Origin of the sequence: Cupriavidus pinatubonensis, from assembly GCF_019602855.1 — a bacterium.
GTDB classification, from domain to species: Bacteria; Pseudomonadota; Gammaproteobacteria; order Burkholderiales; family Burkholderiaceae; genus Cupriavidus; species Cupriavidus pinatubonensis.
In genome coordinates this window covers 1,156,171-1,177,234 of the sequence record NZ_CP080767.1, presented here as the reverse complement: position 1 = coordinate 1,177,234, position 21,064 = coordinate 1,156,171, and the positions used below count along the sequence as shown (strand labels likewise).

17 protein-coding genes are annotated in these 21,064 nt (G+C 66.7%); 8 read left to right on the top strand and 9 right to left on the bottom strand.

Annotation, left to right across the window (positions count from 1 at the left end):
• Positions 1 to 42: 42 nt before the first annotated feature.
• From K2O51_RS17920 to edd, 4 genes are all read right to left on the bottom strand, one after another.
• A complete protein-coding gene (locus tag K2O51_RS17920; RefSeq protein ID WP_011297266.1) occupies positions 43 to 996 on the bottom strand; it encodes an alpha-E domain-containing protein in 954 nt (317 codons plus the stop codon).
• 40 nt (positions 997 to 1,036) lie between these two features.
• Entirely contained in the window at positions 1,037 to 2,509 is a 1,473-nt protein-coding gene (locus K2O51_RS17915) for a circularly permuted type 2 ATP-grasp protein (RefSeq protein WP_011297265.1), read from the bottom strand.
• A gap of 225 nt (positions 2,510 to 2,734) precedes the next feature.
• Positions 2,735 to 3,241: a gluconokinase gene (locus K2O51_RS17910; protein ID WP_220631458.1), complete on the bottom strand. Its 507-nt coding sequence runs from the start codon at positions 3,239 to 3,241 to the stop codon at positions 2,735 to 2,737.
• Between the two features lie 145 nt (positions 3,242 to 3,386).
• A complete protein-coding gene (edd, locus tag K2O51_RS17905) occupies positions 3,387 to 5,258 on the bottom strand; it encodes a phosphogluconate dehydratase (RefSeq protein ID WP_011297263.1) in 1,872 nt (623 codons plus the stop codon).
• 235 nt (positions 5,259 to 5,493) lie between these two features.
• Between edd and K2O51_RS17900 the strand changes: the two genes are divergently transcribed.
• Positions 5,494 to 6,423, top strand: a complete 930-nt coding sequence (locus K2O51_RS17900; protein WP_245001925.1) for a MurR/RpiR family transcriptional regulator — start codon at positions 5,494 to 5,496, stop codon at positions 6,421 to 6,423.
• A 12-nt stretch (positions 6,424 to 6,435) separates the two neighbouring features.
• Here the strand turns inward: K2O51_RS17900 and K2O51_RS17895 are convergent, their stop codons facing one another.
• From K2O51_RS17895 to K2O51_RS17880, 4 genes are all read right to left on the bottom strand, one after another.
• A complete protein-coding gene (locus K2O51_RS17895; RefSeq protein ID WP_220631457.1) occupies positions 6,436 to 8,838 on the bottom strand; it encodes a DNA internalization-related competence protein ComEC/Rec2 in 2,403 nt (800 codons plus the stop codon).
• Positions 8,839 to 8,929: 91 nt separating this feature from the next.
• Positions 8,930 to 9,763 (bottom strand): TatD family hydrolase, encoded by an 834-nt coding sequence (locus K2O51_RS17890; RefSeq protein ID WP_011297260.1) that lies wholly within the window; start codon positions 9,761 to 9,763, stop codon positions 8,930 to 8,932.
• 12 nt (positions 9,764 to 9,775) lie between these two features.
• Positions 9,776 to 10,510, bottom strand: coding sequence for a lipoprotein-releasing ABC transporter ATP-binding protein LolD (lolD, locus tag K2O51_RS17885; RefSeq protein ID WP_011297259.1), 735 nt, complete (start codon positions 10,508 to 10,510; stop codon positions 9,776 to 9,778).
• Positions 10,503 to 11,753, bottom strand: coding sequence for a lipoprotein-releasing ABC transporter permease subunit (locus tag K2O51_RS17880; protein ID WP_011297258.1), 1,251 nt, complete (start codon positions 11,751 to 11,753; stop codon positions 10,503 to 10,505). The genes lolD and K2O51_RS17880 overlap by 8 nt, the downstream gene beginning before the upstream one ends.
• Positions 11,754 to 11,858: 105 nt before the next feature.
• Between K2O51_RS17880 and K2O51_RS17875 the strand changes: the two genes are divergently transcribed.
• Both K2O51_RS17875 and recJ read left to right on the top strand, forming a co-directional pair.
• Positions 11,859 to 12,959, top strand: coding sequence for a hypothetical protein (locus K2O51_RS17875; protein WP_011297257.1), 1,101 nt, complete (start codon positions 11,859 to 11,861; stop codon positions 12,957 to 12,959).
• Between the two features lie 31 nt (positions 12,960 to 12,990).
• A complete protein-coding gene (recJ, locus tag K2O51_RS17870; protein WP_011297256.1) occupies positions 12,991 to 14,688 on the top strand; it encodes a single-stranded-DNA-specific exonuclease RecJ in 1,698 nt (565 codons plus the stop codon).
• Between the two features lie 7 nt (positions 14,689 to 14,695).
• On the opposite strand, the gene K2O51_RS17865 is transcribed toward recJ, so the two are convergent.
• Entirely contained in the window at positions 14,696 to 15,424 is a 729-nt protein-coding gene (locus K2O51_RS17865) for a peptidoglycan DD-metalloendopeptidase family protein (RefSeq protein ID WP_011297255.1), read from the bottom strand.
• Between the two features lie 214 nt (positions 15,425 to 15,638).
• On the opposite strand from K2O51_RS17865, the gene prfB reads away from it, so the two are divergent.
• The 5 genes from prfB (at position 15,639) to K2O51_RS17840 (ending at position 21,061) form a co-directional block, all read left to right on the top strand.
• Positions 15,639 to 16,743 (top strand): peptide chain release factor 2 gene (gene prfB, locus K2O51_RS17860; protein ID WP_166486990.1). Its coding sequence is split into 2 segments (ribosomal slippage): positions 15,639 to 15,719 and positions 15,721 to 16,743, totalling 1,104 coding nucleotides; the frame shifts between segments, so codons are not numbered across the junction.
• A 90-nt stretch (positions 16,744 to 16,833) separates the two neighbouring features.
• On the top strand, positions 16,834 to 17,589 hold the full coding sequence (locus tag K2O51_RS17855; protein ID WP_041679868.1) for an SDR family oxidoreductase: 756 nt from the start codon (positions 16,834 to 16,836) through the stop codon (positions 17,587 to 17,589).
• Between the two features lie 51 nt (positions 17,590 to 17,640).
• Positions 17,641 to 19,191 carry a lysine--tRNA ligase gene (gene lysS, locus K2O51_RS17850; RefSeq protein WP_011297252.1) on the top strand — a complete coding sequence of 517 codons (1,551 nt, stop codon included), beginning with the start codon at positions 17,641 to 17,643 and terminating at the stop codon, positions 19,189 to 19,191.
• Positions 19,192 to 19,360: 169 nt separating this feature from the next.
• Positions 19,361 to 20,218: an ABC transporter ATP-binding protein gene (locus tag K2O51_RS17845; protein ID WP_011297251.1), complete on the top strand. Its 858-nt coding sequence runs from the start codon at positions 19,361 to 19,363 to the stop codon at positions 20,216 to 20,218.
• 6 nt (positions 20,219 to 20,224) lie between these two features.
• Complete coding sequence (locus tag K2O51_RS17840) at positions 20,225 to 21,061, top strand: ABC transporter permease (protein ID WP_041679867.1); 837 nt, start codon at positions 20,225 to 20,227, stop codon at positions 21,059 to 21,061.
• Positions 21,062 to 21,064 lie beyond the last annotated feature (3 nt).

The following is a 21,064-nucleotide window of genomic DNA, read 5'->3' as shown; positions in this document are numbered from 1 at the left end:
CGACTGCTGCACATAAGGCCCTCCTTGCGGTGTTCACGGCGCCTAGGCCGCCTGCAGCGGCACCAGGAAATCACGGCTGATGCCGTTGCCAATGTCGCCGATGCGCTCCAGGAAGCTCGTGAGGAAGGCGTGCAGGCCGACGGCAAAGATGTCGTCGATGCGGGCAAATTTCAGGTCGGCATGCAGTTTACCAGCCTGCCGCTCGGTCTCCCCCGACTGGTGGTTGCAGACCATCGCCAGGATCGCCACGACCTCGTCCATGCTCGACACCAGCGAACGCGGCATGTCGGGGCGCAGGATCAACAGTTCGGCCACGCGCTGCGGCGTAATCACCGCGCGGTAGACCTTGCGGTAGACCTCGAAGCCCGACACCGAGCGCAGCACCGCTGCCCAGTGATAAAAGTCGTTCTGCTCGCGGTTCGGGTCGCTGTCGTCGCTGCCCGACGCCTGGAATTTCACGTCGAGGATCCGCGCGGTATTGTCCGCGCGTTCCAGGAACGTGCCGAGCCGCATGAAATGGAACGCATCGTCCTTCAGCATGGTGCCGAACTGCACGCCGCGCGCGAGGTGCGAACGGAACTTGACCCATTCGAAAAAGCGCGACGGGTCTTCCTGCAACTCGCCGTCCGCGATCATGCGCTGTACATCGAGCCAGGTGGTGTTGACGGTTTCCCAGACCTCGGTCGTCAGCGAGCCGCGCACCGCGCGCGCGTTCTCGCGCGCGGCACGCAGGCAGCTCATGATCGACGACGGGTTGGTCATGTCGCGCACCATGAAGTCGATCACGTCGTCGCGCGTGAGCAGTCCGTACTTGTGATCGAAAGCGTTGGTCAGCTCCGAGATGTCGAGCATGGCCCACCAGCCCTGCTCCGCCACTTCCGCGGACTGCGGCAGCAGCGAGGTCTGGTAGTTGACATCCAGCATGCGCGCGGTGTTCTCTGCGCGTTCGGTATAGCGCGCCATCCAGAACAGATGGTCGGCGGTGCGGCTCAGCATGTTGGTTCTCCTCGCAATGCGGTGCTGGCGGCGGGCGCGTTCAGCGCTCCAGCACCCACGTGTCCTTGGTCCCCCCGCCCTGCGAGGAATTCACCACGAGCGAGCCTTCGCGCAGCGCTACGCGCGTGAGGCCGCCCGGCACCATGCGCACCTCGCGCCCCGACAGCACGAACGGACGCAGGTCGATATGGCGCGGCGCGATGCCCGATTCCACATACGTCGGACACGTCGACAACGCCAGCGTCGGCTGCGCGATGTACTGCTCGGGCCGCGACTTCACGACCTCGCGGAAGGTATCGATCTCCGCGCGCGTTGCCGCCGGCCCCACCAGCATGCCGTAGCCGCCCGCGCCGTGCGTTTCCTTCACCACCAGGTCCGCCATGTTGTCGAGCACGTACTGCAGGTCGTCCGGGCGCCGGCACATATAGGTCGGCACGTTGTTGAGGATGGCCTCTTCGCCGAGATAGAAGCGGATCATGTCGGGCACGTACGGGTAGATCGACTTGTCGTCGGCCACGCCCGTGCCAATGGCGTTGGAGATGGTCACGTTGCCCGCGCGATAGACCGACAGCAGACCGGCCGCGCCCAGCGCGGAATCAGGCCGAAACACGAGTGGGTCGAGGAAGTCGTCATCCACGCGCCGGTAGATCACGTCGATGCGCTGCGGGCCCTGCGTGGTACGCATGAACAGGTGATCGTCCTCGACGAACAGGTCGCTGCCTTCCACGAGTTCCACGCCCATCTGCTGTGCGAGGAACGCATGCTCGAAGTACGCGGAGTTGTACATCCCCGGGGTCAGCACCACCACGGTCGGATCGCTGATGGCCTGCGGCGAGACGCCGCGCAGCATGTCGAGCAGCAGGTCGGGATAGTGGGCCACGGGCGCGACGCGATTGCGCGCGAACAGGTCCGGGAACAAGCGCATCATCATCTTGCGGTTCTCGAGCATGTACGACACGCCCGACGGCACGCGCAGGTTGTCCTCCAGCACGTAGAACTCGCCCTCGCCGGCGCGCACCACGTCGATGCCGGCCACGTGCGCGTAAATGTCGCGCGGCACGTCGACGCCAAGCATCTCGGGACGGTACTGGGCGTTGTTGTAGATCTGGTCCGGCGGAATCACGCCCGCGCGGATGATGTCCTGCCCGTGGTAGATGTCGTGGATGAAGCGGTTCAACGCCGCCACACGCTGGCGCAGGCCCTTTTCCAGCGTGGCCCACTCGCTGGCGGGAAAGATGCGCGGAATCACATCGAACGGAATGGTCCGCTCGGTGCCGCTGTTGGATTCGTCCTTGTCGCCGTAGACCGCGAAGGTGATGCCCACGCGCCGGAAGATCAGGTCCGCCTCGGCGCGCTTGTTGGCCATCGTGTTCTCGGACTGCCGCGCCAGCCAGTCCGTGAAGTGCCGGTAGTGCGGCCGTACCACACCGCCCGGCAATGCCTGCCCCGCCTGGATGACCGGGGTATCGCCATCCCGCCAATCCAGCATCTCGTCGAAAAAGCGCGCCGCCATGATGGCCCTTCCCTCCGTGAAATGGGGGACGTCCTGGTCGCCTGGCCTCCCGGCCTCCCACCGGAACCGCCGCCCCCTTGTTTTTCCTGGCTGTACAGCTGTCGAGTGACTGGCCCTTTCAGCATACTTGTGCCAGCGAAAGCCGCAAGCTCGTGCGGTTGCGCAGCACGGAAACGGGTTAAGCAAGATGCCTGCCAAGGTCCTGGCAGGCGGTGCACCGCGCTGTCAGCGCGCGGCGGCGACGCGGTGCCGCTCGCCGTCGGTGAGGATGGCCTGGACCAGCGCTTCCGGCGACTGCCGGATATCGAGCACGAGCGCGCCATGGGGTTCTTCGAGCGTCTCGAGCTGGCTCTCCAGCAGTGCCGGGTTAAAGAAGTGGTCCGTGCGCGCAGACAGGCGCGAGCCGATCAACTGGGCGTCGCCCTTCATGTAGACGAACACCACGCCGCCGTCCGGCGGCGTCAGGCGGTCGCGGTAGACCTGGCGCAGCGCCGAGCAGGTGAACACATGGGTGCGGCCTTCGGCCCGGGCAGCGTCGATGGCCGCGCGCATGGCCGCCAGCCACGGCCAGCGGTCCTCATCCGTGAGCGGGATGCCCGCATGCATCTTGGCTTTGTTTGCGGCGCTGTGGAATTCGTCCGCGTCATGGAATGCGCAGCCCAGGCGTGTCGCGAGCAGTTCGCCGACCGTCGACTTGCCGCTGCCGGAAACGCCCATCAGGATATAGATCATGTCTGCTCCATCGATCATGGTGTCGGATGGTTTGCCCCATCCTTGTCGGTAGCCCGCGCGCTGGCAAACGGCGCGCAGGTGCCGGACGGCGGCTGCGCCGCCCGGGGATTCAAAAAAATTGCGGTGATACAGGCCCCAGGCCCGACTATTGTGCGACGGAATGCGTCGCCGCGGGAACGGCGTCGGCTTCGGACAGGTCGAGTGCGCTGCCACCCTCTTCCGCCTTGCGCGCGTGGCGCCGGAACAGGCCGAACAGCCCCCGGCCGACGCTGAACTGGGCGAAGCCATCGTCCGGCGCGGGCGCGACCGAACGCGCGGCGAATTCCGCCGGATCGCCAAGCCAGGCAAGCGTGCCGGCAACGGCGTCCACACGCACGCGGTCGCCGTCACGCACCCGGGCCAGCGGGCCGCCAGCCAGCGCCTCGGGGCCGACGTGGATCACCGCCGGCACCTTGCCCGATGCACCGGACATACGCCCGTCCGTCACCAGCGCGACGCTGTGGCCGGCGTCCTGCAGCGCACCAAGCACGGGCGTGAGGCGATGCAATTCGGGCATGCCATTGGCATTGGGTCCCTGGAAGCGCACCACGGCTACCACGTCGCCGTTGAGCTCGCCTGCATTGAAGGCTGCCTGCAGCGCTTCCTGCGAATCGAACACGCGCGCCGGCGCCTCGACCACGCGGTGCTCCGGCGCCACGGCGGACACCTTGATCACGCCGCGCCCCAGGTTGCCCTGCATCAGGCGCAGGCCGCCTTCGGCGGAGAACGGCTCCGCCGCCGTGGCCAGCACCTGCGCGTCGCCGCTGGTGCTCGCGCCATCGCGCCAGCGCAGCACGCCATCGGCCAGCACCGGCTCCTGCGTGTAGCGCGCGAGACCCGGGCCGGCGACGGTCTGCACGTCCTCGTGCAGGAGCCCGGCCTCCAGAAGCTGGCCGATCACAAAGCCCGTGCCGCCCGCGGCGTGGAAATGGTTCACGTCCGCCGAGCCGTTCGGATACACGCGCGCCAGCAGCGGCGTGATGCCGGACAGCCGGTCGAAATCGTCCCAGTCGATCAGCACGCCCGCGGCACGCGCCATGGCGACCAGGTGGATGGTGTGGTTGGTGGAACCGCCGGTGGCCAGCAGGCCGACCATCGCATTGACGACGGCACGCTCGTCGACGATGCGCGCCATCGGCATGTATTCAGTGCCTCGCGCCGACAGCGCCAGCGCGCGCTGCGCCGCCGCTGCGGTCAGGGCATCGCGCAAGCCGCTGTCCGGGTGGACGAAGGCTGCACCGGGCAGGTGCAGGCCCATGATTTCCATCAGGAACTGGTTACTGTTGGCGGTGCCGTAGAACGTGCACGTACCTGCGCTGTGGTAGGCCTCGCACTCGGCTTCAAGCAAGGCTTCGCGGCCAACCTGGCCGGTCGCATAAAGCTGGCGCACGCGCGCCTTTTCCTTGTTCGGGAGGCCGCTCGCCATCGGCCCGGCCGGCACGAACACGACCGGCAGGTGGCCGAACTGCAGCGCGCCCATGACCAGCCCCGGCACGATCTTGTCGCACACGCCAAGCATCACCGCGGCGTCAAAGGTGTTGTGCGAGAGCGAGACCGCCGTGCTCATGGCAATTGCATCGCGCGAGAACAGCGACAGCTCCATGCCCGGGTTGCCCTGCGTAATGCCGTCGCACATCGCCGGCACGCCGCCGGCAACCTGCGCCACGGCGCCCACGGCACGTGCGGCCTCACGAATCACGTCGGGATAGCGCTCGTACGGCTGGTGCGCCGACAGCATGTCGTTGTAGGCCGTCACGATGCCGAGGTTCGGCGCGTGTTCGACGCGAAGCTTCAGCTTGTCATGCGCCGGCAGCGCGGCAAAGCCGTGGGCCAGGTTAGCGCACGAGAGGCCGCGCAGCGGGCCAAGCTCTGCCTGGGCGCGTTCGCAGCGCGCCAGGTAGGCCGCGCGGCTGGCGCGGCTGCGCTCGGTGATGCGCCGGGTTACGGCAAGGATTTCGGCATGGACGGCGTGGGGCATGGATGAACGTTCCTTTAGAAACCCGGGCGACTGACCGCCTCTGGCATGTAGATTTTCTACATTATAACGACAGAAAAACCTCACTCGCAGCCTTGCTTACATCACAATCACTCAGTAACCCCCTTGAATACGGGAAATCCCTAGCGACAGAACAACAGAATCATCTGTGTTCCGCAGCCCTTCGGATTGTAGAATATCTACATTCCCATTTATGCCGGCGACACCCGCCACCGTCATGCGCGACCGAATCCTTGCCGTCTACGACACGCTCCGCCCGTCCGAACGCCGCCTGGCCGACTATGTGGCCCGCCACGGCGCCAGCGTGATCCGGCTTTCGATGCCGGAACTGGCCGAGCGGGCCGGCGTGTCGCAGCCGACCATTGCGCGTTTCTGCGCGGCGCTGGGCTACGACGGCTTCCGTGAATTCAAGCTGCAGTTCGCGCAAAACGTAGGCGGCGGCACGCCGTTCGTCCACCAGGACGTGAAGGCCGAAGACGGCCCGGCCGACATTGCCGGCAAGGTGTTCGACCGCACCATCGCCACGCTGATGAGCGTGCGCAATGCGCTGTCGGCGGACCAGATCGAGCATGGCATCCGCCTGCTGGCCGGTGCGCGCCGCATCGAGTTCTACGGCTGCGGCAATTCCGGCATTGTCGCGCTCGATATCCAGCACAAGTTCTTCCGGCTGGGCATGCCGACCACGGCTTACTCCGATCCGCACGTATTCAGCATGTCCGCCGCGCTGCTCGGGCCTGGCGACGTGGCAGTACTGGTGTCCAACAGCGGCCGCACGTGGGACATGCTGACCGCCGCCACGCTGGCGCGTTCGAGCGGCGCCAGCGTGCTGGCGCTCACGCACAGCGGCTCACCGCTCGCGAAGCTGGCCGATGTCTGCGTGTTCTCGGATGTGGAGGAGGACAGCGAGGTCTATACGCCGATGACCTCGCGCATCTGCCACCTCGTGCTCGGCGACGTGCTTGCGGCCGGCGTGGCGCTGGAACGCGCCGACACCGTCGCCGCGGGCCTGCAGCGCGCGAAGGCCCATCTGCGCGAGCGCCGCATTGGCGGCGCCGAGCCGGCGCGGGCGCCACAGGAAGCTGATACGCCAGAGCCGGCGCCCCGGCGCAAGACGGCGTCGCCTGCACGCGCTCGCACCGCGAGCTGACGCCGGCTTGCGCTAGCGCGGCGCCGCAGGCGCCTCACGCCAGTAGCGACGCTCGGTCTGGCGAAACGCTTCCATCGAGTAGGCCCCGCCCTGCGTGACCATCGTGACCGCGCCAGTTTCGTCCGTGCGGTAGCGCAGGATGCCGGCATCGCCATAGCGCTGCCAGACATCGGCGCGCGGATGCTGGTAACGGTTGCGGTAGCCAAGTTGGAACACCGCCGCGCCGGGACTGACGGCCGCGAGCCACTCGGAACTGGATGAGGTGCCGCTGCCATGGTGCGGCACGACTAGGACATCGGCACGCAGCCTCTCCGCAGGTATCCGCTCGACCAGTTCACGCTCTTCCGCCTTGCCGATATCGCCAGTCAGCAGCACGCTATGGCGGCCGTTGTCCACGCGCAGTACGCAGCTGCGCGCATTGCTCCCGATCGCCGCATCGCGCGATTGCCCGGCGTCGGGATGCAGCACCGTGAAATGGACGCCATCCCACTCCCAGTGCTCGCCCGCCACGCATGCCACCCAATCGGCCTTGCCAAGCAGCGCATGGCCGGCCGGCGCGGCCGTGGACCGGATATCGACGGACACGGCATCGATGACGTGGCGCGCGCCACCCGCGTGGTCGGCATCTTCGTGGCTGACCATCAAATGGTCGAGCCTGCGTATGCCGAACGCGCGCAGATAGGGCACGATGACCTGCGCTCCGGCGCTGCCCCCGGAGGCATAGGCTGGCCCGGCGTCGTAAAGCAAGGCGTGCGCGCGCGTTTGCACCAGCACCGCGGTGCCCTGCCCGACATCGAGCATCGCGGCCCGGAATTCGCCATGCGCCACATCGTCGCCGCGCGCGACCACCATAGGCAGGATCAACAGCACCCCGTGCAGCCGTATGCGCAATCCGAACACGGCAGGTGCCAGCAGGATGAGCGTGCCAGCCAGCGCCAACACCGTTTCCAGCACGCCGGCCTGCGCCGTCTCCCAGACCGCCCACTCGGACGATGCCAGCCACTGCAGCACAAGCACCAGCCACGCCAGCGCCCCATGCGCCAACACCAGCAATGGCGCGGCCAGCGTCATCGGTACCACCGCACCGAGCAGCGCAAGCGGCGTGACGAACATGCTGACCACGGGAATGGCAACAGCATTCGCAATCGGGGAAATGACCGGAAACTGCCGGAAGAGCAGCAACGTCAGCGGCACCAGACCGACCGTTACAGCCCATTGCGTGCGCGCTGCGGAGAGGAGCGCCGCGCGTATGCGTGGCCACCACCCGCGCACCGGCACGTGAGGACGCGATGCCGCCAGGAAGATCACGCCGACCGCACCGAACGACAACCAGAACCCCGGTTGCGTCACCGCCCACGGGTCCAGCAGCAGCGCGACGAAAGCCGCCCACGCGAGCACCATCGATGCCGGTGGCGTCCGAGCGCTCCACGCGGCCAGCGCGGCGATGGACAGCATGGCCACCGTACGCAGTGCCGGAATTTGCAGACCGGCGATCAGGCCGTATCCCAGCCCCGCGAGCACTGCCGCAACGAGCGCCGCCTGCCGCGCCGGACACCACAGCGGCAACGGCCGGCGCAGACGGCGGCCTAACCCGAATGAATGCCGCCACGCCCATTGCACCAGGCCCGCGGCAAAGCCCGCGATCATCGTGATATGGAGTCCGGAAATGCTGACGAGGTGGCCGATGCCAGTGCGATTGAACAGCAGCCAATCATCGCCATCGATGCCGCGCTGGTCGCCGACGACGAGCGCCACAAGCACCGGCGCGAAACGGGCGTCCGCGGGCAGCGCGGCGCGGATGTGGTCGCGCAACGTGGCACGTTGCGCCCCGATGCGCCATGCGATCCGTTCGTGCGCCGCTTCCTGCGGCCCGTTGTGGACGGTACGCACGTAACCCGTCGCGCCATAGCCTTGCGCCAGCAGCCAGTATGCGTAGTCGAAACCGTGGGGATTGGCGAGCCCGCGCGGACGACGCAAGCGCACCGTGAAGGTGTAGCGCTGGCCGGGGCGTAGCTCAGGCGTGGCCTCGCGCCAGCTCAGCTGCACGCGGGCCGGCACGTGTTCGCCGTGCTGCGCGGCCTCGACCGTGAAGGCAAAGCGGGCGCCGGGCGACAGTTCGGCAGGCAGGCCGGAGACCACGCCGGTCACCTCGATATCGCGCGCCTCCAGCTGCGTGGGCAGCCAGTCGCCCATGCGCGAATGCGCGCGCCACGCCGCCCAGCAGAAGCCCACTGAGACCGCCACCAGAATCGCGAGTCCGTGTGCGAGCCGCTTGTTGCCTCCGTACCGGACCAGCCAGACGACGAGGATTGCGAGTGCGGCAGAGGCGAAACCCAGCGCGCTGTACGCAGGCAGCGAGCCCTGCCGCTGCAAGGCCCAGCAGCCGACCACGAAACCCAGCAGGATCAGGCGCACGAAGCTCCCCGGCAAGTTCAGAGGGCCATCGTTGTACCCTCGCCTTGCCGTGAAAAGCTTGTCAGCGTGTCAGAAGTTGGTGTCGGAAATGTCAGGCGCCGGCCGGCGCCATCGCCTCGGCGAATGCCGCCAGGCGGGGCAGCGCGGCGACCGAATTGCGCCACATGGCTTGCGCCAAAGCATCCGGCTCCATCTCTCGCAACTCCCCAAGTACCCGTGCGACGCCAGCCACTTCGGCAGGCGTATTCCGGGCCTTGTGCTGCTCCCCGAACTGGTCGTCGGACAGCCACGCGGGCGCGATATCGGGCGCGTCGGTTTCCAGCACCAGCGCGTCAAGCGGCAACTCGGTGGCGAGCCGGCGGATCTGCCGCGCGCGGCTGAACGTCACGTTGCCGCCAAAGCCGAGCTTGAACCCCTGGTCGATAAAGCGGCGTGCCTGCTCATGACTGCCATTAAAGGCGTGTGCGATCCCCTGCCGCACCCCGAGCTTGCGCAGTTGCGCGCCAACCTGGTCCTGCGACTTGCGCACGTGCAGCAGCACCGGCAGGTCGAATTCGCGCGCGATCTTGAGCTGTTCGATGTAGAGCCAGGTCTGGTGGTCGACATCGAGACCGGCGACAAAGAAGTCGAGTCCGATCTCGCCGATGCCGACGAAGCGAGGATCAGACATCGAGGCCGCCACCTCCCTGCGCAACGCATCGACATCGGCCTGCGCCGCGCCCGGCGAGCATAGCGGATGAATGCCGAGCGCATAGACGCAGCGTTCATCCTGCCGGGCCAGCGTGCGAACTGTGTCGAAGTTCCACACCGCCACGGCCGGCACAACGATGCCGGTTACGCCGGCGGCCTCGGCGGCGTCGGCAACCCGGCCGCGATCCGCATCGAATTCACGGGCATCGAGATGGCAATGGGTGTCGATCCACATAGCCGTACGCGGTCACCGCTCCTGGTGAAGGTGCCCGTCGCGCAGCCGCAGTACGCGGTCGCAGCGGCCGGCCAGGTCCAAGTCGTGCGTGACGATGACAAAACTGGTGCCAAGCGTGCGCGACAACTCCAGCATCAGGTCATAGACCCCGCCTGCGGTGTGATCGTCGAGGTTGCCGGTCGGCTCGTCGGCCAGCACGCAGGCCGGCTGCCCGACCAGCGCGCGCGCAATCGCCACGCGTTGACGCTCACCGCCCGACAGTTCGCCCGGACGATGCTTCGAACGGCCGCCCAGGCCAACACGCTCGAGCATGGCTTGCGCCGCATCGCGCGCCTGCTGCTGGGTCAGCCCGCGGATACGCATGGGCATGGCCACGTTATCGAGCGCCGTGAATTCCGGCAGCAGGTGGTGGAACTGGTAGACAAAGCCGAGCGAGCGGTTGCGCACCACATTGCGCTCGCGCTCGCGCAGCGCCGTGAACGGCTTGCCGTGCAGCGCCACGCGACCCGCGTCGGGGTTGTCGAGCCCGCCCAGGACATGCAGCAGCGTGCTCTTGCCCGAGCCCGAAGCGCCGACGATGGCGACCTTCTCGCCCGCGTCCACGCGCACGTCCACGCCCTTGAGCACTTCGACATCGAGCCCGCCCTGGCGGAAACGCTTGAACAGGCCTTCGCCCATCAGCACCGGCGTACCCGGCTGTTGCCCGGTGACGGGCTTCGTATCGGCTTGCAGCATCGCTTCACTCATAGCGCAGCGCCTCCGCCGGATTGACGCGGGCGGCGCGCCAGCTTGGGTAGAGGGTTGCCAGCGTGGCCAGCACGAAGGAAATGATGCCGATGGTGGCGATATCGTTCACACGCGGGTCCGAAGGCAGTTCGCTGATGAAATAGATGTCGCGCGGCAGGAACTGCACGTGCAGCAGCCGCTCGATGAAAGGCACGATCACGTCGATATTGGTGGCGATCAGCGTGCCGCCCGCGACGCCCAGCAACGTGCCGATAAAGCCGATGGCCACGCCCTGCACGATGAAGATCTTCATGATCGAACCGGGTTGCGCGCCCATCGTGCGCAGGATGGCGATGTCAGCCTGCTTGTCGGTCACGGTCATCACCAGCGTCGACACCAGGTTGAACGCAGCGACGGCGATGATCAGCGTCAGGATGATGAACATCATGCGCTTCTCGGTCTGCACGGCCGCGAACCAGTTGCGGTTCTGCTTGGACCAGTCGCGCAGATAAAGCTCGCCCGACATCGTGCCGGCCAGTTCGTTGGCAACCTGCGGCGCACGCTGCATGTCCGCGAGCTTCAGCCGCACGCCGGTCGGGCCGGTCATGCGGAACAGCGTCTCGGCATCGCGGATATTGACGAGCGCGAGCGCGCTGTCGAATTCGAAATGGCCCGAAGAGAACACGCCGACCACGGTGAACTGCTTCAGCCGCGGCAACACGCCGGCCGGCGTGATGGTGCCCTGCGGCGCCAGCAGCGTGATCTTGTCGCCGACCTGCACGCCCATGGCGTTGGCCAGTTCATTGCCGAGCGCAATGCCGAACTCACCCGGCTGCAGGCTTTCCATATGGCCAGCCTTGAACTGCTTGCCGATGTCCGAGACCTTCGGTTCTTCCGCCGGGTCCACGCCGCGCAGCAGCACGCCGCGCACAGCGTCCTCGCGCGTGAGCATGGCCTGGGCGGCCACGTACGGCGCGGCACCGATGACTTCCTTGTTCCGCATGGCCTCTGCCGCGGTGCGCTGCCAGTCGGGCAGCGCCGACGGGCCGATCACCTCGATGTGAGACAGCACCGAGAGCATGCGGTCGCGCACTTCCTTCTGGAAGCCGTTCATCACCGACAGCACCACGATCAGCGCGGCCACGCCCAGCGCGATGCCGAGCATCGAGATCATCGAGATGAACGATATGAACGTATTGCGGCTGGCGCGCTTGCTTGCGCGGGTGTATCGCCAGCCAATCTGCCACTCGTAGGGAAATTTCAAGAGGGTTCCTGTTGTTTCGGGAAAGCGCACGGGGCGGTGGCGCAGGTGTCCCGCGCCACACGCCAGGCTGGCGCCGGCCAGCCGGAAGTTTACAATCTCGCCACCATGATGACGCACCTGACCCTGATTGTGCCCTTTTCCGTCCCGCCCGGCGCCGGCGACGACGCCACGGACGATGTCGTGCCCGGCGCGCTGCTGCGGCAATTGGAGTTGCCGGCGCTCGGAAAGTTGCTGACCCGGGCCGCGCCGGGCCAGCGCGAGCGGCACGACGACCCTTGGCTGCGCAGCCTGCCGCATGAGCGCTGGCTCGCCGGCAAGGCGGGACTCGATACGGGCCGGGTGCCGATGGCGCCTTATATGCGGCTGGCCGACAGCGGCGGCGCGGCGCCGGCCGATAGCGAAGCCTGGACCTGCCTGCAGCTCGTGCACATTCATGCGGCCCGCGACCATCTTGTGCTGATGCATCCCGACCAGCTACGCGTACGTGACGAAGAAGCCACGTCGCTGTTCGCCGCGATCGAGCCGCTGCTGCGCGAAGCCAACATCACGCTCGAAGCGCCCTGCGCGGCGCGCTGGTACCTGCCCGAAGCCGTATTCGGGCCGCTGGACGCCACCACGCCGCTCCGGGCGACCGGCCGCAATATCGACATCTGGCTGCAGGCTGGCGAGCGCGCGCGCGACTGGCGCCGGTTGCAGAACGAGATCCAGATGACGTGGTTCGACCATCCGGTCAACCAGGCACGTGAAGCGGCTGGCGAATTGCCCATCAATTCGGTCTGGCTGTACGGCGGCGGCACCATGCAGGCGGTGCCCAAGCTGGCCGACGTCATCATGACCGGCGATCCGTTCCTGACCGGCCTCGGACTTGCAGGCGGCAGCCGGGTTGCAGCCATGCCGGCCGGATTCACCGGCATTCAGGCCCACGGCGCGGTCCTCGCCATGCTAGACAGCGCCACCGAAGCCCATATTGCCGAGGACTGGGGCCTGTGGATCGAGCGCATGCATGCGCTGGACGCCGACTGGTTCGTACCGGCGCTTCAGGCGCTCGCCGACGGCAGTATCGAAGCTGTCACGCTCGTGCTCGGCGGCGAGAACCACTTCGCCGAATTCACGGTGCGCCGGGCCGACCTGCGCAAGTTCTGGCGCGGCATGGGCCAGCGCGGCGACTGGCGCGCGCTGCTGTCCGACCTTGCCTACACCGCCTGAGCCCCGCACACAAAGAGAAGCAGAACGCCCCATGACCCGGATTGCCATCCGCACCTATTCCGCCGAGCACGCCAATACCCTGGCGGCCGCCGGCCTGCACCCGACCCTGGCCCGCATCCTGTCCGCGCGTGGCGTGGCGCAGCCGTCCGAACTCTCCACCGAACTGCCGGGGCTGGTACCGCCTTCGGCCATGAAGGGCATCGGCCATGCCGCCGAGTACCTGGCCGACGCGATCGCGGCAGGCAAGCGCCTGCTGATCGTCGCCGACTATGACTGCGACGGCGCGACCGCCTGCGCGGTCGGTGTGCGCGGGTTGCGCATGCTGGGCGCGCGCGTCGAGTACATCGTCCCGAACCGCTTCGAGTACGGCTACGGACTGACGCCGGAGATCGTTGCGCTGGCTGCGAAGCAGCAGCCCGATGTGATCGTCACCGTCGACAACGGCATTGCCAGCGTCGACGGCGTCGCAGCCGCCAACGCGGCCGGCATCGACGTGGTGGTGACCGACCACCACCTGCCTGGGTCGGAACTGCCCCCGGCCGCGGTGATCGTCAACCCGAACCAGCCCGGCTGCGAATTCCCGAGCAAGAACCTGGCCGGCGTGGGCGTGATGTTCTACGTGCTGATGGCGCTCCGCGCCGAACTGCGCAAGCGCGGCGTCTACACGCAGCAAACCCAACCGCCGCTGCAGACGCTGCTGGATCTGGTCGCACTGGGCACGGTGGCCGACGTGGTCAAGCTCGACACCAATAACCGCATCCTGGTCGCACAGGGCCTGAAGCGCATGCGCGCGGGCCGCATGCAGCCGGGCGTGGCAGCGCTGTTCCGTGCCGCGGGCCGGGAAGCCGCGCGCGCCAATACCTTCGACCTTGGCTTCGGGCTGGGCCCGCGGCTCAATGCCGCGGGGCGCCTTGCCGACATGTCGCTTGGCATCGAATGCCTGCTGACCGACGATGCCAACCGCGCTTGGGAGATCGCGCAGGAACTGGACGGCATGAACCGCGAGCGGCGCGACATCGAGGCGGGCATGCAGCAGGAAGCGCTGCAGATCCTCGAGCAGCCGCTGGCCGGCCCCGATCCGTCATCCCGCTTTACGGTCAGCGTGTTCAACGACACGTGGCACCAGGGCGTGATCGGCATCGTCGCATCGCGACTGAAGGACAAGTTCCATCGCCCGACCATCACGTTCGCGCCCGGCGACGAGACCACCGTCAAGGGCTCTGGCCGCTCGATCCCCGGCTTCCACCTGCGCGATGCGCTCGACCTGGTATCCAAGCGCTGCCCGGGCATGATGGTCAAGTTCGGCGGCCACGCCATGGCGGCCGGCCTGACCGTGCATGCCGATCGCTTTGCCGAGTTCCAAGAAGCGTTTGAAGCCGTCGGCAAGGAATGGCTCAGCGACGAACAACTCGCGCGCGTGATCGAGACCGATGGCGATATCGAGGACCAGTGCTTCAGTCCGGAATTCGTCACGCTGCTCGAACAGCAGGTGTGGGGCCAGGGCTTTCCGGCGCCGACCTTCTGCGGCGAGTTCGACGTGCTGCGCCAGAGCGTACTCAAGGGCAAGCACCTGAAGCTGCAACTGGGGCGCGGCAAGCAGCGCTTCGACGCGATCTGGTTCAACCACGCCGACGAACTCGGCGCGAGCGCGCAGATCGCCTACCGGCTCGACAACAACACCTTCAATGGCATCACGCGCGTGCAGCTCGTGATCGAGCACGCGCAGTAACGGCAGTTCAGCCGCGCGCCGGCAGGTAGTTGGCCGGATCGACCGGCTTGCCGTTGCCGCGCACCTCGAAATGCAGGTCGGCGCCGGCGCTGCCCATGCGGCCAACGTCCTGGCCCGCGGCGACGCGCGCGCCTTCGCTGACCAGCGGCTTGTCGAGGTTGCCGTAAACCGTCAGCCAGTCGTCGCTGTGCTTGACGATCACCAGCATGCCGTAGCCGCGCAGGTCGCCGACATGGATCGCCCACCCCGCTGCCGCCGCTTTCACCGTGCCGCCCGGCGGCACCGCGATGGTCAGGCCCTTGCTCGCGGGCGGCGCGAAGCGTGCGGTGACCTTGCCATCGGCAGGCCACTGCAGCCGGGGCGCGCTCGAGGGCGGCTTCGACTCGCCGCCGGCATCCACGCGTGGCGTATCCGTCACCGTCTGGGACGACGAGCCTGCTGATGCGGTGGCCGTGCCCGCACCCGGCGGCTTGACGCGGATGAGTTGGCCCACTTCGATGCGGTCTGCGCTCGGCAGGTTGTTCCACCGCACCAGGTCGCGCACGTTGCGGCGGTGTTTGCGCGCGATCGAATACAGCGTATCGCCGCTTTCCACGCGGTAAAAACCTTCCGGCGCGGGTTCGGTGGACATCGTACCGCACCCGGCGGCCAGCGCCGCGGAGGCCGCGGCTAGCATCCATCCCAGCATCCGGCGGCGGCCGGCGGTGTCTGCGGAGTCTTGTCTTGTTGGCGTCATTCGTCCCTGTTGATATGGTCTTCCGGGGGGCGACTTGCGTGTGTGCAGCGCGCCTGTAACGGCCCTATTATCGCTGCCCCCGCCACACAGCCCGCCAAATAGACCATGCGAAGGGCCACGCGTTCGCGGCAGAATGGGCTGCCAGCGCCGCGCGGCGGTCCGAAATACGGCCCGATTCCGCTATAATTCAAGGTTTTCGAAGCGCAGGATCATCATGGAAGCAGAACGCCTCAACGCCATCTCCGGTGCCATCTCCGATCTCCGTTCCCGGACGGAAGATCTACGGGGGTATCTTTGACTACGATGTCAAAGTAGGAAGGCTGGAAGAAGTCAACGGTTTGCTGGAAGACCCGGACGTCTGGAACAACCCCAAGCGCGCCCAGGATCTCGGCAAGGAAAAGAAAGCACTCGAGGGCGTGGTAAGCGTTCTCGGCAAGCTCACGGACGACCTCAACGGTGCCGATGAGCTGTTTGAACTCGCCAAGGAAGAAGGCGACGACGAAACGCTCGAGTCGATCGAGACCGACGTCAAGGGCTTCGAGGAAATCGTCGCCGGCATGGAATTCCGCCGCATGTTCGCGGGCGAGATGGACCAGGCCAACGCCTTTATCGACATCCAGGCCGGCGCCGGCGGCACCGAAGCGTGCGACTGGGCGTCGATGCTGCTGCGCCAGTACCTGAAGTACTGCGAGCGCAAGGGCTTCAAGGCCGAGGTGCTCGAAGAGTCCGAAGGCGACGTGGCCGGCATCAAGAGTGCGACGATCAAGATCGAAGGCGAATACGCGTTCGGCTACCTGCGCACCGAAACCGGCGTGCACCGCCTCGTGCGCAAGTCGCCGTTCGATTCGTCGGGCGGGCGCCATACGTCGTTCTCGTCGGTGTTCGTATACCCGGAAGTCGACGACTCGTTCGAGGTCGAGGTCAACCCGGCCGATCTGCGCGTCGATACCTACCGCGCTTCGGGCGCCGGCGGCCAGCACATCAACAAGACCGATTCGGCCGTGCGTATCACGCACATCCCGACCGGCATCGTCGTGCAGTGTCAGAACGACCGTTCGCAGCACCGCAACCGTGCCGAGGCCATGTCGATGCTGAAGTCGCGCCTGTACGAGCACGAGATGCGCAAGCGCCAGGCCGAAGCCGACAAGCTCGAAGCCGGCAAGACCGATGTGGGCTGGGGCCACCAGATCCGTTCGTACGTGCTGGATCAAAGCCGTATCAAGGACCTGCGTACCAACGTCGAAATGTCCAACACCCAGAAGGTGCTGGACGGCGACCTGGACCCGTTCATCGAGGCCAGCCTCAAGCAGGGACTGTAAGGCCGCTGCCGTGCCCGCCATGCGGGCATGGCCGACCGCAACCGCCAACGACTCACCGCCCGGCGCGGCGGCTCCTCCAACTGGGGCACCATGAGCGAAGCAGACCACCTCTACATCATCACCGGCGCCTCTCGCGGGCTCGGCGCGGCACTGACCAATGCGCTGCTAGTGCCGGGCAACCGCCTGGTTTGCGTGGCGCGCAGCCGCAACCAGGAACTCGAGCGTGTCGCCACCATGAGCGGCGTGCCGGTAGCCTGGCACCTGCAGGACCTGTCGCAACCCGCGTCGGCCGCGGGCTGGCTGTCCAGCGTACTGGAAAGCCAGGACCCGCCCGCCAGCGTCACGCTGATCCTGAATGCCGGCGTGGTCGAGCCGATTGGCCCCGTGTCGCGCCTGCAGGAAGGCACGCTGCTGCCGCACCTGCTGACGAACCTGGCCACGCCGATGATCATGACCGGCGCGTTCCTCGATCGCACCGAGAAGTTCAACTGCCCGCGCAAGGTGCTCGCGATCTCGTCCGGTGCGGCACGCCGCCCGATCGAGGGCTGGAGCGCCTACTGCGCCGGCAAGGCCGGGCTGGACATGTTCATCCGCTCGGTCAACGCCGAGTACGCCCATACGCCGGAGCCGCGCACCGTACGCGCGGTGTCGCTGGCGCCGGGCGTAGTCGATACCGGCATGCAGGCCACCATCCGCAATGCCGACTTTGCCGGCGTGGAGCGTTTCCGCGACCTGAAGGCGAACCAGCAGCTCGCCTCGGCGGAGGACACCGCCGGCCGTATCATCGCCTATCTGCATCGCCCGGACTTCGGCAGCACCGAGCTGGACGACCTGCGCAATTACTGAAGCCATACTGAACCCGCGCGCGGTACGCCGCGTGCGATCCGACAAGACATCATGACTGAACCCAACCGCGCCCAGGCCGCACCGGCCTCTCCGACCGCAGAGCTGCCCGCCGCAGACGAGAACAAGATCATCGCCGAGCGTCGCGAGAAACTGGCGGCCCTGCGCCGGCAAGGCGTGGCCTTCCCCAACGATTTCCGCCCGACCCACCAGGCCGCCGCGCTGCACGAGCAGTACGGCGAGACCGACCAGCCCGCGCTGGAAGCGACCCCGGTGGAAGTCGCCATTGCCGGCCGCATGATGCTCAAGCGCGTCATGGGCAAGGCAAGCTTCGCCACCGTGCAGGATGGCAGCGGCCAGATCCAGTTCTACATCACGCGCGACAAGGTTGGTGAAGACGTCTACGCCGCCTTCAAGCACTGGGACCTTGGCGACATCATCAGCGCGCGCGGCGTGCTGTTCCGCACCAACAAGGGCGAGCTGTCCGTGCAGGTGCAGGAACTGCGCCTGCTGTCCAAGTCGCTGCGCCCGCTGCCGGACAAGTTCCACGGCCTGGCCGACCAGGAAATGAAGTACCGCCAGCGCTATGTCGACCTGATCGTCTCGCCGGAAACCCGCAACACCTTCCGCGCGCGCACCAAGGCCATGTCATCGCTGCGCCGCCATATGTCCGACGCCGGCTTCATGGAAGTCGAAACGCCGATGCTGCACCCGATCCCGGGCGGCGCCGCGGCCAAGCCGTTCATCACGCACCACAATGCGCTGGACATGCAGATGTTCATGCGCATCGCGCCGGAGTTGTACCTGAAGCGCCTGATCGTCGGCGGCTTCGAGCGCGTGTTCGAGATCAACCGCAACTTCCGCAATGAAGGGGTGAGCCCGCGCCACAACCCCGAGTTCACGATGATGGAGTTCTACGCGGCCTACACGGACTACCGCTGGCTGATGGACTTTACCGAGAACCTGATCCGCCAGGCCGCCATCGACGCCAGCGGTACCGCGGTGCTGACCTACCAGGGCCGCGAGCTGGACTTGTCGAAGCCGTTCCACCGCCTGACCATCTGCCAGGCGATCCAAAAGTTCGCGCCGCAATACACCGACGCGCAACTGGCCGATGCCGATTTCCTGCGCACCGAGCTGAAGAAATTTGGCGTGAACACCAGCGCGCCGCAGTTCCTCAATGCAGGCATCGGTACGCTGCAACTCGTGCTGTTCGAGGAGACCGCGGAAAGCCAGCTGTGGGAGCCGACTTTCATCGTCGATTACCCGGTGGAAGTCTCGCCGCTGGCACGTGCATCGGACACAGTGCCGGGCATCACCGAACGCTTCGAGCTGTTCATCACGGGCCGCGAGATCGCCAACGGCTTCTCGGAGCTCAACGACGCAGAAGACCAGGCCGATCGTTTCCGCAAGCAGGTCGAGCAGAAGGACGCCGGCGATGAAGAGGCAATGTACTACGACGCCGACTACATTCGCGCGCTGGAATACGGCATGCCCCCGACGGGCGGCTGCGGTATCGGTATCGACCGACTGGTGATGCTGCTGACGGACAGCCCGAACATCCGCGACGTCATTCTGTTCCCGCACCTGCGCCGCGAAGACTGAGCGCTGAGCGCGGCCGCAAGGAAATACGACGCTGAACAGCAAGAACCCCGCCTCTATGGCGGGGTTTTTCTTTTGATCCGATGATCGGGAATATTAAAAGCTAAGGGATCAGACGTGTGCTGCCAGATGCACCCCATGTATAATCCCCCGCCCTTCTCGCGCCGCAGCCATGCCACAGATCCTAGTCAGTCAACTGCGCAAGACATACCGTATCCACGAACGCGATCCGGGCGTGCTCGGCGCGCTGCGCGCGCTGGTTCGCCCACGCTATCGCACGGTCGAGGCACTGGCTGGTGTGTCGTTCGAACTGGAGCGCGGCGAACTGCTCGGCTTCATCGGTCCGAATGGCGCAGGCAAATCGACGACCATCAAGATCCTCTCGGGTATCCTGCGGCCCGATAGCGGCCGTGTCGAAGTCAACGGCCGCGTTCCGTTCGACGACCGCGAGCGCCATGTCGCCCGTATCGGCGTGGTATTCGGGCAGCGTACGCAGCTCTGGTGGGATCTGCCGGTCGGCGACGGGTTCGCACTGTTGCGCGATATCTACCGGCTCGACCCGGTTCGCTTTGGCCGCACGCGCGACGAGTTGGTGGCGCTGTTGAATCTCGAACGACTGCTCGACCAGCCCGTACGCCAGTTATCGCTAGGCCAACGCATGCGCGCCGAGATCGCGGCCGCCCTGCTCCACGAGCCCGACATCCTGTTCCTCGACGAGCCGACCATCGGCCTCGATGCCCCGTCCAAGCTCGCAGTTCGCGACTTTATCCGGCGTGCCAACCGGGAGCGCGGCACCACGGTGCTGCTGACCACGCACGACATGCACGACATCGAGGCACTCGCACGGCGGGTGATCGTGATCGGCCACGGACGCGTGCTGGCGGACTGCGACGTCGAGGCCTTGCGGCAGCAGGTGCTGGCCGCACGCCGTCTCGATGATGGCCTGCCCGACGACGCAGAAGACGAGGGCATGGCCATCGAAGCCGTCATCGCGCGCTTCTACGCGATGCACGGCGCAGCGGAGGCTTGAGCCATGATGGCGCCGCGCGAGCTCGCGCGCCCCTATCTGGCCGCGTTCCGGTCGCGGTTCCTGCAGATGCTGCAGTACAGGCTGGCGGCCTACGCGGGCTTTTTTACGCAGTGCTGGTGGGGCGGCATCAAGATCATGGTGCTGGCGGCGTTTTATGGCAGCGCTTCCACGCGTGAGGCCCCGCTCACGCTCGGTCAGGTCATCACCTATACCTGGCTGGCGCAAGGACTGCTGGCGCTGCTGCCATGGAGCGGCGATCCTGAAGTAGCGCAAGCCGTGCGCACGGGCGCCGTCGCGTACGACCGGCTGCGGCCGGTCAATGCCTACGCGTTGTGGTTTGCACGCACCGCGGGCTGGACGGCAGCGCGCGTATTGCCACGCGTGACGATGATGCTCACCTTCGCCGGCGTCTTGCTGCCCATTGTCGGACTCGGCGATTGGGCCTGGGAGCCGCCGGCGGGTCTGGCCGCGGGCATGGGTTTCATCGCGTCGGCACTGCTGGCCCTGCTGCTGTCCACATCGCTCGTGATGCTGCTCAATATCGCGGCCGCAGCGGCACTCAATGAACGGGGCATCAATACGCTTGCGGTGCCGGTGGTCATCGTGTTGTCGGGAAACCTGTTGCCGCTGGCGCTGCTGCCCGATGCCTGGCAGGCGGCGCTGCTGGCGCAGCCGCTGGCCGGCGTGATGGACATCCCGGCACGCATCTATTTCGGGCAACTCGGCGGCGCGCAGATGTTCACCGCGTTGGGTCTGCAATGCCTGTGGATCATGCTGCTGGTGGCAACCGGCCACGCTGCCATGGGCCGCACGATGCGCCGGCTTGAAGTGCAAGGTGGGTGACGC

Excerpts from the sequence above, each read along its gene's own strand:
- lolD (WP_011297259.1), bottom strand. The coding sequence starts at position 10,510 with ATGAGTGAAGCGATGCTGCAAGCCGATACGAAGCCCGTCACCGGGCAA.
- edd (WP_011297263.1), bottom strand. The coding sequence starts at position 5,258 with ATGCCCCACGCCGTCCATGCCGAAATCCTTGCCGTAACCCGGCGCATC.
- K2O51_RS17910 (WP_220631458.1), bottom strand. The coding sequence starts at position 3,241 with ATGATCTATATCCTGATGGGCGTTTCCGGCAGCGGCAAGTCGACGGTC.
- K2O51_RS17845 (WP_011297251.1), top strand. The coding sequence starts at position 19,361 with ATGCCACAGATCCTAGTCAGTCAACTGCGCAAGACATACCGTATCCAC.
- K2O51_RS17865 (WP_011297255.1), bottom strand. The coding sequence starts at position 15,424 with ATGACGCCAACAAGACAAGACTCCGCAGACACCGCCGGCCGCCGCCGG.
- lysS (WP_011297252.1), top strand. The coding sequence starts at position 17,641 with ATGACTGAACCCAACCGCGCCCAGGCCGCACCGGCCTCTCCGACCGCA.
- K2O51_RS17855 (WP_041679868.1), top strand. The coding sequence starts at position 16,834 with ATGAGCGAAGCAGACCACCTCTACATCATCACCGGCGCCTCTCGCGGG.
- K2O51_RS17840 (WP_041679867.1), top strand. The coding sequence starts at position 20,225 with ATGGCGCCGCGCGAGCTCGCGCGCCCCTATCTGGCCGCGTTCCGGTCG.
- K2O51_RS17890 (WP_011297260.1), bottom strand. The coding sequence starts at position 9,763 with ATGTGGATCGACACCCATTGCCATCTCGATGCCCGTGAATTCGATGCG.
- K2O51_RS17920 (WP_011297266.1), bottom strand. The coding sequence starts at position 996 with ATGCTGAGCCGCACCGCCGACCATCTGTTCTGGATGGCGCGCTATACC.
- K2O51_RS17875 (WP_011297257.1), top strand. The coding sequence starts at position 11,859 with ATGATGACGCACCTGACCCTGATTGTGCCCTTTTCCGTCCCGCCCGGC.
- K2O51_RS17900 (WP_245001925.1), top strand. The coding sequence starts at position 5,494 with ATGCGCGACCGAATCCTTGCCGTCTACGACACGCTCCGCCCGTCCGAA.
- recJ (WP_011297256.1), top strand. The coding sequence starts at position 12,991 with ATGACCCGGATTGCCATCCGCACCTATTCCGCCGAGCACGCCAATACC.
- K2O51_RS17915 (WP_011297265.1), bottom strand. The coding sequence starts at position 2,509 with ATGGCGGCGCGCTTTTTCGACGAGATGCTGGATTGGCGGGATGGCGAT.